The organism is Erwinia persicina, assembly GCF_019844095.1.
GTDB lineage: Bacteria > Pseudomonadota > Gammaproteobacteria > Enterobacterales > Enterobacteriaceae > Erwinia > Erwinia persicina.
On record NZ_CP082141.1, the window covers coordinates 1,088,584 to 1,102,235 of the forward strand.

General features: G+C 51.8%; 13 protein-coding genes and 1 pseudogene. 4 read left to right on the top strand and 10 right to left on the bottom strand.

Annotated features, from left to right (window positions below; all coding sequences use genetic code 11):
- The first annotated feature begins 39 nt into the window (after window positions 1-39).
- Together mmuP and K6L24_RS04950 are read left to right on the top strand one after the other, a co-directional pair.
- Entirely contained in the window at window positions 40-1,458 is a 1,419-nt protein-coding gene (gene mmuP / locus K6L24_RS04945) for an S-methylmethionine permease (RefSeq protein WP_062744567.1), read from the top strand.
- Between the two features lie 91 nt (window positions 1,459-1,549).
- Window positions 1,550-1,972: a hypothetical protein gene (locus tag K6L24_RS04950; protein ID WP_062744568.1), complete on the top strand. Its 423-nt coding sequence runs from the start codon at window positions 1,550-1,552 to the stop codon at window positions 1,970-1,972.
- Window positions 1,973-2,016: 44 nt separating this feature from the next.
- Here K6L24_RS04950 and speG read toward each other — a convergent pair whose 3' ends face one another.
- From speG to K6L24_RS04990, 9 genes are all read right to left on the bottom strand, one after another.
- Window positions 2,017-2,583 carry a spermidine N1-acetyltransferase gene (gene speG / locus K6L24_RS04955; protein WP_062744569.1) on the bottom strand — a complete coding sequence of 189 codons (567 nt, stop codon included), beginning with the start codon at window positions 2,581-2,583 and terminating at the stop codon, window positions 2,017-2,019.
- 142 nt (window positions 2,584-2,725) lie between these two features.
- The gene (locus tag K6L24_RS04960) at window positions 2,726-3,592 is read right to left on the bottom strand and encodes a nucleoside-specific channel-forming protein Tsx (RefSeq protein ID WP_062744570.1); all 867 of its coding nucleotides are present in this window, start codon (window positions 3,590-3,592) and stop codon (window positions 2,726-2,728) included.
- Window positions 3,593-4,004: 412 nt separating this feature from the next.
- Window positions 4,005-5,147, bottom strand: coding sequence for a DUF4056 domain-containing protein (locus K6L24_RS04965; protein WP_062744571.1), 1,143 nt, complete (start codon window positions 5,145-5,147; stop codon window positions 4,005-4,007).
- A complete protein-coding gene (locus tag K6L24_RS04970) occupies window positions 5,147-6,256 on the bottom strand; it encodes a BamA/TamA family outer membrane protein (protein ID WP_240043766.1) in 1,110 nt (369 codons plus the stop codon). Before K6L24_RS04970 ends, K6L24_RS04965 begins: the two co-directional genes overlap by 1 nt.
- A gap of 26 nt (window positions 6,257-6,282) precedes the next feature.
- A complete protein-coding gene (locus K6L24_RS04975) occupies window positions 6,283-7,329 on the bottom strand; it encodes a hypothetical protein (RefSeq protein ID WP_137268829.1) in 1,047 nt (348 codons plus the stop codon).
- 316 nt (window positions 7,330-7,645) lie between these two features.
- Window positions 7,646-8,032, bottom strand: coding sequence for a DUF1090 domain-containing protein (locus tag K6L24_RS04980; protein ID WP_222682003.1), 387 nt, complete (start codon window positions 8,030-8,032; stop codon window positions 7,646-7,648).
- A 169-nt stretch (window positions 8,033-8,201) separates the two neighbouring features.
- Window positions 8,202-9,062 carry a PA4780 family RIO1-like protein kinase gene (locus K6L24_RS04985; RefSeq protein ID WP_062744575.1) on the bottom strand — a complete coding sequence of 287 codons (861 nt, stop codon included), beginning with the start codon at window positions 9,060-9,062 and terminating at the stop codon, window positions 8,202-8,204.
- 289 nt (window positions 9,063-9,351) lie between these two features.
- Window positions 9,352-9,528, bottom strand: a complete 177-nt coding sequence (locus K6L24_RS22410) for a HipA family kinase (RefSeq protein ID WP_342393966.1) — start codon at window positions 9,526-9,528, stop codon at window positions 9,352-9,354.
- 355 nt (window positions 9,529-9,883) lie between these two features.
- Window positions 9,884-10,126 carry a DinI-like family protein gene (locus K6L24_RS04990; protein WP_062744927.1) on the bottom strand — a complete coding sequence of 81 codons (243 nt, stop codon included), beginning with the start codon at window positions 10,124-10,126 and terminating at the stop codon, window positions 9,884-9,886.
- 258 nt (window positions 10,127-10,384) lie between these two features.
- Here K6L24_RS04990 and K6L24_RS04995 point away from each other — a divergent pair.
- Window positions 10,385-11,532 (top strand): IS3 family transposase gene (locus tag K6L24_RS04995; protein WP_222682004.1). Its coding sequence is split into 2 segments (ribosomal slippage): window positions 10,385-10,622 and window positions 10,622-11,532, totalling 1,149 coding nucleotides; the frame shifts between segments, so codons are not numbered across the junction.
- A gap of 258 nt (window positions 11,533-11,790) precedes the next feature.
- Window positions 11,791-12,630, top strand: coding sequence for a hypothetical protein (locus K6L24_RS05000; protein WP_222682005.1), 840 nt, complete (start codon window positions 11,791-11,793; stop codon window positions 12,628-12,630).
- Window positions 12,631-12,917: 287 nt separating this feature from the next.
- On the opposite strand, the pseudogene K6L24_RS05005 reads toward K6L24_RS05000, so the two are convergent.
- A pseudogene (locus K6L24_RS05005) lies at window positions 12,918-13,553 on the bottom strand (LysR substrate-binding domain-containing protein); the annotation flags it as partial.
- Window positions 13,554-13,652: the final 99 nt, after the last annotated feature.

Sequence of the window (13,652 nt, forward strand, 5' to 3'; positions counted from 1 at the left end):
CAACTGGCCATAAAGGCGTCCCTACGGATTGACAGCATCATGCAACAGCAACAGCAGGCCCCCAGGCAGTTCAAACGCAGTATGAAAGCACGCCATCTGGTGATGCTTTCTCTCGGTGGCGTGATTGGCACCGGACTCTTTTTTAATACCGGTTATATCATCTCCACAACAGGTGCCGCTGGCACGCTGCTGGCCTATCTGATCGGAGCGCTGGTGGTCTGGCTGGTGATGCTCAGCCTGGGGGAGCTTTCCGTGGCGATGCCTGAAACCGGTGCTTTCCACGTCTATGCGACGCGCTACCTCAGCCCGGCCACGGGCTACACCGTTGCCTGGCTGTACTGGCTGACGTGGACGGTGGCACTGGGCTCCAGCCTGACCGCCGCCGGTTTCTGCATGCAGTACTGGTTCCCCCATTCTCCGGTCTGGCTGTGGTGTCTGCTGTTCTGTGTGTTGATATTTTTGCTGAATATCATCTCCTCGCGCTTCTTTGCAGAAGCCGAGTTCTGGTTCTCTGTCGTCAAAGTGATCACCATCCTGGCGTTTCTGATGCTGGGTGGGGCGGCAATGTTCGGCTTTATTCCGTTGCGGGACGGCACCCCGGCACCGTTTTTCCATCATCTCACTGCGTCGGGCTGGTTCCCGCACGGCGTGCTGCCGATCCTGATGACCATGGTGGCGGTCAACTTTGCTTTCTCCGGCACGGAGCTGATCGGCATTGCGGCTGGTGAGACGGAAGAGCCGCATAAAGTCCTGCCGCTGGCGATCCGTACCACGGTGGTGCGTCTGATTATTTTCTTTGTGGGGACGGTACTGATCCTCGCCAGTCTGATCCCGATGGATCAGGCCGGGATTGTGAAAAGCCCCTTTGTGATGGTTTTCGAAAAGATCGGCCTGCCGTACGCGGCTGATGTGATTAACTTTGTGATCCTGACGGCGATCCTCTCTGCCGCCAACTCCGGACTCTATGCCTCTGGCCGCATGCTGTGGTCGCTGGCGAATCAGCAGACGCTGCCTGCCTGCTTTTCCCGCCTGACACGGCGCGGTATTCCGCTGGTGGCGCTCTCTGTCAGTATGCTGGGCGGGCTGCTGGCGCTGCTTTCCAGCGTGGTGGCTGCGGATACGGTGTTCGTTGCGCTGTCGGCCATATCCGGGTTTGCCGTGGTGGCGGTGTGGATGAGTATTTGTGCCTCACACTACCGTTTTCGACGCGCGTGGCTGCAGGAAGGGCACCGCGAAAGCGAGCTGAAGTACCGCGCGCCCTGGTTCCCGCTGACGCCTCTGCTGGGCTTCAGCCTGTGCCTGCTGGCGTGTATCGGGCTGGCATTTGACCCCGACCAGCGTATCGCGCTGTGGTGCGGCCTGCCGTTTGTGGCGCTGTGCTATGCGGTACACTGGCTGACGCAGCGACGCCGCAAGCGCCTGCCGGAACCGCGCCCCGTCCCGGGCATCAATGGCTGAATAAACCCCCAATTAGCTGCGCTATTAGCCCGCTAGTTTGCCGAAGGTGGCGCGTAGACTCTTAGCATGATGGATTCAGGCAGGATAAATGATGAAACGGCTGATTGCAGCGCTGGCAGCAGCGTGGATGTTAAGTGGCTGCGCCACGATTGTCGGTAGCGAAACGCAGGACGTCACCTTACAGACGCAGCCTCCGGGGGTGAAGTTTGTCGTGCAGGACGAAACCGGTAAGGCGGTTGCCGAAGGCTATACGCCGAAAACCGTGACACTGATGAAGTCCAACGGTAACTACTTTGGCAAGAAGAAGTACCTGGTTATGCTGGAGCGCCAGGGCTATGTGCCGCAGACACTGCCGCTGAAAGAGAGCGCCAACCTGTGGTATCTGCTGGGAAATATCCCGCTGCTCGGCTTCCCGGGCTGGCTGGTCGTCGACCCGTTCTATGGGGGGATGTATAAGATTGAACCGGAACGCGTCCAGACCATTATGAATCCGGTTGGCGCGCGCGGCGGCTGATTCAACAACGGCAGGTCGGGTCATCCCACCTGCCGTTTTTTTATTTACTGCGCGGTGGTTTTTACCATGCTGTGTGCCGGTTTGAATTTTTCCAGATACTGATGCTGGAAGATGCACATGCGAATGGTGTTACGGTATTCACCGTTGATAAAGAATTCGTGGATCAGCTCACCTTCAATTTCAAAGCCCAGCTTGCGGTAAATATGGATCGCCTTTTCGTTCTCTTTATCGACGATCAGGTAGAGTTTATACAGGTTCAGCACCGAAAAACCGTATTCCATTGCCAGCTTCGCTGCCTTACTGGCCAGGCCTTTGCCCTGATGGCTGGGGGCGATAATAATCTGAAATTCTGCACGACGGTGGATGTGGTTAATTTCTACCAGCTCCACCAGCCCGGCGTTACTCCCATCATGTTCAACGACAAATCGCCGCTCACTCTGGTCATGGATATGCTTGTCATAAAGATCGGACAGCTCAACAAACGCCTCGTAGGGCTCTTCAAACCAGTAGCGCATGACGCTGGCGTTGTTATCCAACTGATGGACAAACCGCAGGTCTTCGCGCTCAAGGGGACGCAGTTTCACGCTGTGATCAACAGACTTAGCCGACATAAAAATTCCTTTTCGGGGATGCAATATTGCCGGGGGAGTATAACGGTTTCTCACGGGTAAAAAAAACGCGCCCGAAGGCGCGTTGCGTGACGTTTTTTACCGGAACAGGAGGTGACCTTCATTTTCAGTCACGCCGGGGTCATCAGAAGTTGTAACCCACCACCAGGTAATAACCGAATCCGTTCGACTTGACGTTGAAATCGCCTTTGCCAAAGTTCAGCTCGGTGCCGTCATTCCACTGACCGCCGTTGTGGAAGTAACGTGCCACAACGGAGTAGTGCCAGTGATCGTAACCCAGCGAGAGAATATGGCTGGAGGCAATTGAGTTGCTGGTACGCGCAGGCGCGGAGTTATCCCCGAGGTCAGAACCCCAGTCAAAGTTGGTAAAGCCGATATAGCTCAGGTTACCGCCCCACAGCTGGGTCAGCGGTACAAAATATTTCACCTTGAAGCGATATCCATCCCACTGATTCTCGTTAGCTGCGCCGTAGTTCGCCCACTGGTATTTTGCGTACACGTTCAGCGACAGGCCGACGTCGGAATGGGTGTCGATATCGGTACCGAGGCCCATGTACCAGGTATTCTGGCGGTTAGCACGGTTATCACCCATATCGTAGATATAGTTGTTGGCGAAGTACCACTCTTTGAACGGGCCAAACGCCAGGCTGGTGCCGGTCAGTTTGTCGATGGAGAAACGCGGTTCGATCTCCATAAAGAACGGGGAACCGTCATCCCATGCGCCGACGTCGTTACCGTTGCCTGCGCCGAAGAATTTAGGCACATCAATATAGCCGTAGAAATCGAACCAGTCCTTTTTCGCAAAGGCTTCGTATTCCAGATAAACATCATTGTTCAGCTGCGGCCCGAAGCGGGTGTGATAGCTGCCGACCACATTGACGCTCTGATGCCACCAGTCAGAAACATACTCCGGACTGCTGGTTTCAGCGAATGAGGAGTGGGTATAAGAGAGCGCTGCCAGCGCGCCAGCCATCATAATTTTATATTTCATTATTATTACCACATGCTCTGAGACCCGGCTCTGTAGCCAGTGCGCTGGTTGGGTCAGGTTATCTACGGCGACAAATGGGTGATTAAGTTTACGAAAAAAGCACCCGCCATCATTGCTGCGGCAGTGTGCCGCTAACAGTGTGTTAGGAAATAGAGATTGCTCACACTTGTCAAATTCTGTTTCATTTCAATTCAGCTAAAGTGTGATTGAAATCACAAAAAATAGTGCAGAGAACGGAACTTAATCAGAAAACGGGTTTTTCAGCCAGTAGAGGGGGAGGTAAACGGTTGCCTGGCGATTCCTCACGTTCAGGGTGAAAACGAGGGGCGCTGGCGGTAAAAAAAAATGGGGCTGTTTTCTACTCAGTCATAAGGATAGCTTATGCATCATGGGGGCGGAAACCGCCTGCGTCCTAGCGACAGGCATCCCCTTTTACGGCCAGATGAGAGCGGTCGGCTTGCTCTGCCTGCTGCGCCAGCAGGGCAAAATCCCCGTACTGGTACATCAGTTGCGGGGTGGGTAAATTCACCATATTCTTCCCGGGCCAGATTTCCAGCCGGGCAAAACCGGAGAGAGGCTGCTGGTGAAAATGGTCAGGCAGCGTTAGCCAGAGTTCAGGAACGCTGTCTGCCGGACGTGTCGGGAGGCGACGGTCGAGGGTGCTGTAGTTACGGCGCAGGACGAGGAATTTATCCGGCAGGCGGCAGCGGCTGTTCCACCAGGTTCCGTCGACCATATCAAAGTGGAAGCGTGTCTCTCTGGGGCTGACCGCCAGCAGCTGCGCCAGTGCCTGAGGGATCATCCGTGCCATTGACGCCTCATACTGCTTCAGCGAGCTCCCTCCACCGTGGGAGAGAAGGTCAGTCGCGATACGCGCGCCCAGCAGATTTGAATAGAGATCTTCTGGCGAAAAAGCCGAGACGCCCTCTGAATAGCCCGGCACAGATTCAAACCCGTACCACTGCGCGACTTCATGCCAGACCGCCAGCTGAAAGGCCAGATGTGCCGCCAGCCGGATGGCCAGATTATAGCGGTCCAGCGCGTCATCGGGCGGAGTATAATGCCCCAGTCGGATAATCCGCTGGCCCAGTTCATCAGGCAGCGTGAGAGTACCCGCCTGACCCAGCTGCGGTAAAATGCGGGTAAACAGCCACAGCGTGTTATCCGCGGTATCACGCACGTGGGCGAGGTCAATAAATCCCCCGCGCCGTGTATAAACAATCCCATCATGTTCGCTGTTCATGCCCGTCAGGGTCATGATGATACTTTCCCAGCTGTCGTTGTAGTGATGCTTACCCGTATTGTCCGGAGCCACCACGTTACCGAACTGGATAAAAGGCACCGGGATGCCTAAAAATTTTGCCTGCACGTCGTAGCCGAAAGCACAACAGGGACGCAGGCCATCGGGGGGCGGCAGTGTGGGAAGGGTAGGCCAGACCTGAGTCGCCAGGGGGGCAGGCTGCTTGAGATCCTCCGGCGTTAAAGCGGGTGCGGCCGGGGCGGGCACCTGACAGGCATTTAACACCAGGATTAACAGCATCCATTTTTTTTTCATCAGAACGCTTCCCCAACCTGGAAATAAAATCCCGTGCTTTTCTCGCCTACGCCGTAGTCAAAGCGCAGATTCATGCTTTTTTTAATCTGAAAACGATAGCCGACGCCGACGCTGGGAAGCCAGTTGCCGTCAGCAACATCGTGGACGTCAGACGACATACTGCCCGCACCAACCCAGGCGACAACGCCATGTCGCCAGCTCAGTTTTTTACGCAGTTCAAGCTGGGTCGTCACGATATTACGATCGCGGTAACGCCCTTCGTAATAACCCCGCAGATGATGGCTGTCCCCTAAAAAGCCGGTCATTGTCCAGGGAACATCCCCTCCGGCGAACCGACCGTACAGCTCCCATGCCAGCAGGGTCGTGGGATCCAACGGGTGATACAGGTCGTATTGCGTATCCCAGACGTCAAAGCGGTTATCACTGCCTAAGGCGGGTGTATATCGGGTATAGCTGATGTTGAGCAACTGCCCCCGCGAGGGATTGATGGTGACATCCCGCGTGTCAAAGCTGAACAACAGGCTGGCCCCGACGTTCATCTCATGTAAGCGAACCGGGTGCTGAAAGAAGCTCCCGGACGCTTTTTTTTCTAACCCGGTTGCCTTCTGGTCGTCGAATGAACCGCCCATCCCGACGTAGGTATTCGCCCCCAGCCGGTAGAGGATTTTAGGCGTCATGGTAACAGAACGGGCATCGTAGGACTGTTTTCCGCGCTGATGTCGTCCGGCCTGGTAACCCACTCCCCAGTAATCCAGAGGGCGATGACTCAATTCCCCGTTGAGAAAAAAACGCCACCGATCCTGGTGAAAAAAAGTGTCGTTATCGTAACCGACACCGAATGCGCCTGTGGAGCTACCGAAGCCCGTCAGGGATAATGACGACAGCGGTGAAGACTGCGGATGATCGTCGGCATGGTAAAACCCGACAGCAGCGACACCGATGCCAATGCCCAGTTCCGGGGTATAAAATGGCCCTGGCACTACACCCCAGTCGATACCTTTTTGCAAATCAGCCTCATGCGTGCTGAACTTGCTCAGGTACCTGTCTACCGAGGGTCTGCTTAACAGCAGATTGCCCTGGGACAGTGACGGAATGAGAAACAGAGTCATGAATAACCCAATGTTAGCCCACATGTTCAGAAACGAAACTCGCCACCGACCATCACGCTGTTACGTTTTTCAAAACCCACCTCTGTAATGACATTGAAATTACGCGTAATTTCGTACTGCCCGCCGACCAGCACGTTCCACGGTGACTGCAAATGCTGCTTAACGCGAAAACGTCCCTGGTCGTCTTTGTTGACGAAGTTCACCAGCTGCACCAGGTTTTGCGGCATGTTCAGATTACCCAGACTGCCTCTGAAGTTCTGAGAGACATCCTGATACATGCTGCCTACCCATACACTGGCGTGTGATACTGGAATGGAAAACCGTTCAAATCCCGGTACGGTGAAGCGATAGCCGACGCGCGGCGTGAAGGTGAAAGCTGACGTACTGCCATCAAGAATGTCGAAGTCTGTGCGGGTATAGTTGAAATCCAGCGTGCCGAACCAGTTGTGATAACCATAGGCCAGTGTTGTCCCGCCACCGTAGGTGGTTCCCTTAAATTTCAGCGTAAAATTGATATTCTTGAGCTGTGGCGGGCAGGCACCCACCGCACAGACGGAGACATCAGAAACCGAGCTCCCTTTTGTATGACCAATAATGCCGTAGACATTCATAAAGGGAAATAACCAGGTGTCCAGCCGGGCATTTTCAGTTTTGGATTTTTCCCGGGTATGGCCAACGTTAATATTAAACAGATCGCTGCCAATCGGAATGGGAGACATGCCGGGAAAAAGTGAAGGGATTTTAAGGTTAGAAAAGTCGATGCTGTTAACCTTAATATTTTGATGCATATTCATGTAATTAAAACCAATCCCATAGGGATCGGGTAAATCATAACCTCGCTTGCGGATCTCTTTGCCAAAAAATGGCAGAGGCCCCGTTGTTTCACCAAAAAGATCGGGTGAGTTTTCTGCTTTTTTCTCATCCAGCGTCATAAGAGGATCTGTATCTCCATGATAATCCAATGAATCAGGGATGACGGCGTTAGGCACTCCCGCGAAGACGGGCACCAATGGTACAGAGCAAAGAAGGAATCCGGCTATTATATTGCTTTTGACTTGTGGCAGTTTCTTCATTTATTACAATCCATGTAGCTGATGAGAAGGGATCGCAGGAGCATAGCGACAGTCTTCCCTTTTTTCATTCCAGAAAATGCGATATGTCAGTCACAGGCACGCTTTTTTATCAATTGTAATTTTTTATGTTTATCAATAATTGGCTGGCCGTTTTATTATCAGGATGGGAGTGACGATTAACTGGTTTAAGTAATGCGGAAAAGAGAATTTATTTACATTTAGCGCTTGCTAAGAAATCTCTAAAAAAAGGAAAGGGAACGACATGAGGGCCGGTAAGAGAACAGAACGCCCTGGCGCAGGACGTTCTGGTGCAGCTTTATCGGGTTAATTCTGCTTCAGCCTGGCGAAGTTCTTCGCGGGCCTCATCCCGTTTTCTCGTTTTTTTATCGATTTTGTCCTGCCGGCCATCGGCTTTGGCTTCTGTCAGCTCCTGCTCACGCTCCTGCACCTTACGCTGTTTTTCTGCCACCTTTGCCTGACGCTCTTTCAGCAGGCTGCTGTCTGTGCAGTGGTCGGTCAGTTCCTTTAGCGCTTTCTTCAGACCCGCCACGCGGTGCGGATGACCCTGCTGTTCCGCGTACTGGATTTCCTGCTGGATATTCTGCTGTTTAGCCGCGCAACCGGTCAGCGTGGTGCTGGCCTGCACGGAAAAAAAACAGCTGGCGATAAGCGTTGAGCTGAGAATGATCAGGTGTTTTTTCATTGTTATCCCTAAGTTTGCGGTGTGGAGCGCGCTATTATACCTGGCGTTCTTAAGAGATCCTTATCACCACACATTGTTTGTGTCATTACTGCCGGGGAGTGGCCGGACGCGGGCATAAAAAAAGCCCACAGGTGACCCCATGGGCTGTCAGCGCTGGCGATATTGGCTGTCAGTCGTCTTCGTCGTCCCGCTCTTTGCTGGCGCGCTGACGGTCATAAAATTCATCTTCGGCGGCTATGATCTCATCCATCAGGGAGCCCATATCCACTTCATGTGTCTCTTCAACAAACAGGCCGGTGAGCGCCACTTCCGGAGTGAGTTTGCCATCTTCATACAACATCCATATTTCTTTGGCGTAGCGCGTCTTCAGGAGCTGCGGCGCATACTGGCCATAGTAGGCGGTGATGTTATTCACATCACGTTCAAACATGGATTCTGCCAGGTTGTTGGCCGCCGCATCGACAGCCTGCGGCAGGTCGATAATGACCGGGCCACGGGCATCGAGCAGCACGTTAAACTCGGATAAATCACCATGCACGATACCCGCACAGAGCATGCGCACGATATTACGGATCATGATATTAAAATCAGTAACGGCATTCTCTTCCGTCAGGATCACATCGCTGAGGCGGGGCGCGACGGCGCCTTCTGCATCGGTGACCAGCTCCATCAGCAGCACGCCCTCTACGCAGAGATAGGGTTGCGGCACGCGCACCCCGGCATTATCCAGACGGAACAGCGCATCGACCTCGGCCATCTGCCATGATTCTTCCTGCTGCTTGCGCCCGAAGCGTGAGCCTTTTTTCATGGCGCGGGAGTCACGCGTGTTGCGGACTTTACGCCCTTCCTGGTACTGCACGGCCTGCTTAAAGCTGCGCTGCGTGGCCTCTTTATACACTTTGGCACACTGTATCTTGTCACCGCACAGCACCGTGTAAACGTCAGCTTCTTTACCGCTTTTCAGGCGCTGAAGCACGTCGTCTATCAGGCCGTCATCGACCAGCGGTTGGATTCGTTTTGGGATTTTCATGCGGCTTTATACCTTATTTCGGCCGCTTTTCGTATCAATAACAAAGACGGCGACTCAGAACAAATGGCAGAGGCTGAACAATGAGGCCATTTTACCGAAAAAAACGCGGTTTGTGGGGGTGGCGGCGTCGATGAGTGACATTTTTCAGTGACAGGCCGATCGGACAGGGGATAGAAGCATGAACAGGGGCAGAGAAGGGCATGTCAGAACCGGCAAGAGCCGACTCGCGGCTGTTATTTTGCAGATGGGTACAGGTCACAGGATCGACATTACTCACTGAGCGTTGTATCTAATCCTGGGGGCAGGTCAGCATGCCTTTTACAACGTAACGCTCATCATCATCGCACCTGCATAAAAATGGCTGAGTAGCACAATCTATTATGCAGTTAACTGTCTCTATAACATGAAGATTATTTGCTTTCATTATTTTGCATAGCGTCCATGAATGTATAAATATTGCGGCCATTGCAGTAAGCACTAAAGCAAAATGCCGTAAGTTTACCCGAACATCTCTTCCGGCCACTAACCTATAGTCAGCCCAAGCACGGCGTTTACGAAGCCAGCCACAAGCATGGCCAGCCCCGGGATCAGAAAGTTCTTCTCACGCCTCTTTCGCGCCAGATAGAACATTAGTGCCGCAACACACAACATTGGGATTGCCACATACATGTAAACTGACATGATATCTCCTTAGCTAAAAGCTTTTTCCGGCTGCCGGGCTTTACCCTATGATAACCTGGGCTAATGAGTTACAAGCTATGGGAATTTAATCAGGCTGGATGAATGAACAGGGAGGGTGGCCATCATCCCGGCCTGGTACATCACATATTGTTCACAAGCCACCTGTCGGGCTTTTCGAACATCCCTTCAATGATCGCAGCCAGTTTCGCTTTGTCGCCTTTGCTTGCGTCAGTGTTGATGGTGTTGGTTACCATCGGTTTAACCTTGACCCCTGCATCCGGGAACACACGATGCACGCGCTTCTCCAATTCAGAGAGGATCAGCTCCCTGGCGTTTGGAAATTCTGCAACGTTGCGCTTATCGTAAATGAGTTCGATGAAAATTTTGCCCCTCAACTTAAACTGATTGGATGCACAGCGTGATCACTATTCTGGAGCGTCAAATCTGTATCAATGGCTTTGGATCGAAGAACTTCGTTGTGGTGATAGGATGGGTAGCCCGTGCCATTCGAAGCTTTCTACATGAAATGGTTTACGTGATTGGCATACATCTTACCGTATAGCACTAATACAGCATTTTGAATCGCCACGGGTTTAACAGACACCTCAGAGTCATTTAAGATGGCTTAAAGAGAGGTGCCCATGAGCGGTAAGCGTTATCCCGAAGAGTTTAAAATTGAAGCAGTCAAACAGGTTGTTGATCGCGGTTATTCTGTTGCCAGCGTTGCAACACGTCTCGATATCACCACCCACAGCCTTTACGCCTGGATAAAGAAGTACGGTCCGGATTCTTCCACTAATAAAGAAGAGTCAGATGCTCAGGCCGAGATCCGCCGTCTCCAGAAAGAGCTGAAGCGGGTTACCGACGAACGGGACATATTAAAAAAAGCCGCGGCGTACTTCGCAAAGCTGTCCGACTGAGGTACGCCTTTATCCGTAACAACACCTGTTGCTGGCCTGTTCGCCTGCTCTGTCGGGTGCTGGATGTTCATTCCAGTGGTTTTTACGCCTGGCTTCAGCAGCCGCATTCACAACGCCATCAGGCAGACCTGAGACTGACAGGACAGATTAAACAGTTCTGGCTGGAATCGGGATGCGTCTATGGTTATCGCAAAATCCATCTGGATCTGCGGGACAGCGGGCAACAGTGCGGAGTGAACAGAGTCTGGCGACTGATGAAACGTGTCGGGATAAAGGCTCAGGTCGGATACCGGAGCCCGCGGGCACGTAAAGGCGAGGCCAGTATCGTGTCGCCCAACAGGCTCCAGCGACAGTTCAACCCGGATGCTCCGGATGAGCGTTGGGTAACGGACATAACCTACATCAGGACCCACGAAGGCTGGCTGTATCTTGCCGTGGTTGTTGATCTGTTCTCACGCAAAATTATCGGCTGGTCCATGCAATCCCGGATGACAAAGGACATTGTCCTGAACGCACTGCTGATGGCTGTATGGCGGCGTAATCCCCAAAAACAGGTGCTGGTTCATTCGGATCAGGGCAGTCAGTACACAAGCCATGAGTGGCAGTCGTTCCTGAAATCACACGGCCTGGAGGGCAGCATGAGCCGTCGCGGTAACTGCCATGATAATGCGGTTGCAGAAAGCTTTTTCCAGTTGTTGAAACGCGAACGGATAAAGAAAAAGATCTACGGAACGCGGGAAGAAGCCCGCAGCGATATTTTTGATTACATCGAAATGTTTTATAACAGTAAGCGTCGGCATGCTTCTAGCGATCAGATGTCACCGACAGAATATGAAAACCAGTATTATCAACGGCTCGGAAGTGTCTAGATTATCCGTGGCGATTCAGCTGGCACAAGGCGGACACTGTCCGCCTTGTGCCAGAAGCGGATGTTTGTAATATTGAGCCATTACCGATAAACAGTTTGTTTGCTGGGCTCCGACACCGACACCGGTAGCTGAATGGATAACAATGGGGGGCGTTGCGCATTGGGATGGTAAACAAAAAACGAGGGTTCGGTATTTCTTACATCTCAGCAGAGGGTTAAACTCGAATGCAACTCTCAAACATTACTAGGAAATAGTAGAATGACTGTTCTGAAAAACGAATTAATCAATGATAAGATAAACCGAAGCAATCATTTGGGTGCTAGTTCGGTTCAACTGAAACCGCTTTACGTTGAACGAAGCATCTTCGATATAGATCCAGACACGCCTATTTTCAAAATAATGCGTATGCGCCATTTCATCGCTGATGTACAGGCTAACTGCTTAACCCATATGTTCCCGGATCAGAATATATGGGTGGATCCTTATGAAAACCTCCTAATGAAAATACAATTCACTGACTCCATGACCCAGCAGCCAATATATCTCTCAGGAATGATGGGAAATCTTTATGCAACCTGCTGGACATTAAATGACGAAAATCAGAACGACTGGTTAGTATTTTCTGGCGGGGAGCCAGCTATACGTATTGAAAGTACACCACGGAAATTACTACAAGCCCTGATGAACATCAACGATAAATATTTCATGTTGCATCACTACATAGGCAAAGTCAGGTATGAATCAGAAGCGGAAGTCATGAAGTATTTTCATGATCCGAATTATAATAAACATCTGGATGCTCTGGGCCAAGCTACGGCGTTAGCGCTGATGTTGTTACGGGACGCGGTTGCTGACGAAAATGAAGTGAGGCTCGTTTACGAATACAATGAAGATGCGACTAATAATCCCTGGGTTAAAAATAACGTCAAATGCACCCCCCAGAATCTATGCCATGTCCCAATTGACTGGTCAGCAGTTCTTGATTCTGTTTCGATATCGATGAGTTCTACACCTGCCGATTTACAGTCGGTCTTGTGCACATTAACCAGTGCCAACATCAATCTCCCGGTTAACAAAAGTAGTATACCTGATCGTTAGTTGCCATATGCGAAACTGGGCCCGTTTACAGTGCTGACCGCATTGAATCATTGATGCCGTGTCGCAAAGAGTCCTAGTCTGGAATATTCACTAATTTTTTGGAGAAGCCAGTGACCATCCATTTGTCTGATACATCACTATGTTCGTAAGAACTTACCAATGGTAAAGTCAATTGTGAACGTCTGTTCTTCACCCATAGTGGATGACCCAAGGCCAGGTATTAGAAAAGGACTCACCAGAAGAGCAATCGGTATATCTTTTGGCCCATCTGGATCGTAAGAGTAGGTTTATCGGTAACCGCGCAGTGCCGCTGGGAAAATCTCGGTTAGCCAATCAATCAACACACGTAACCGGTGCGTCATGTGCCTGTTCTGGGGATAAACGACATAAAAAGGATAACTCGCGGGACGCCATGCCTGTAGGATCTTAACCAGCGTGCCGTTGTTCAGTTCATCTTTCGCCGCATAGTAAAAGGTCTGGGTAATGCCCATCCCGGCCACGGCCGCAGCCAAATGCGCATTACTTTCGTTAATCTCGATGTGATGCTGCACCTTTATCTCCCGCATTTCACCCTCTACGATAAAGCGAAATGGAAAGGCTCTGCCTGTCAGCGGAGACAAATAGCTCACCAGTTTATGTCCATTTCTTAATTCATCCGGATAAGCAGATACGCCAGCGGCTTTCAGGTATCCCGGCGTCGCGCAGGTCACCATCAAGGCATCACCAATATGACGGGCGATCAACGAAGAGTCATCGAGAGAGCCACCACGGATGACACAGTCCACATTTCCACTAATAAGATCCACCGGCTTATCGGACACGCCTAGAGCGATTTTGATTTCCGGAAAGCGCTGCAAAAAATCCGGTAACGTCGGGATCAGAACGTCACGTGCGGTAGAGCCGCCGACATCAATACGCAAATAACTAAGGGCAGGGATAAGACCTGAGTGCGTTTCACCTTTGTCATTGTTGCTGATTGCACACTGAGCGCAGAAGCGTCTGCGCTTCAGGGCAACCCGGGA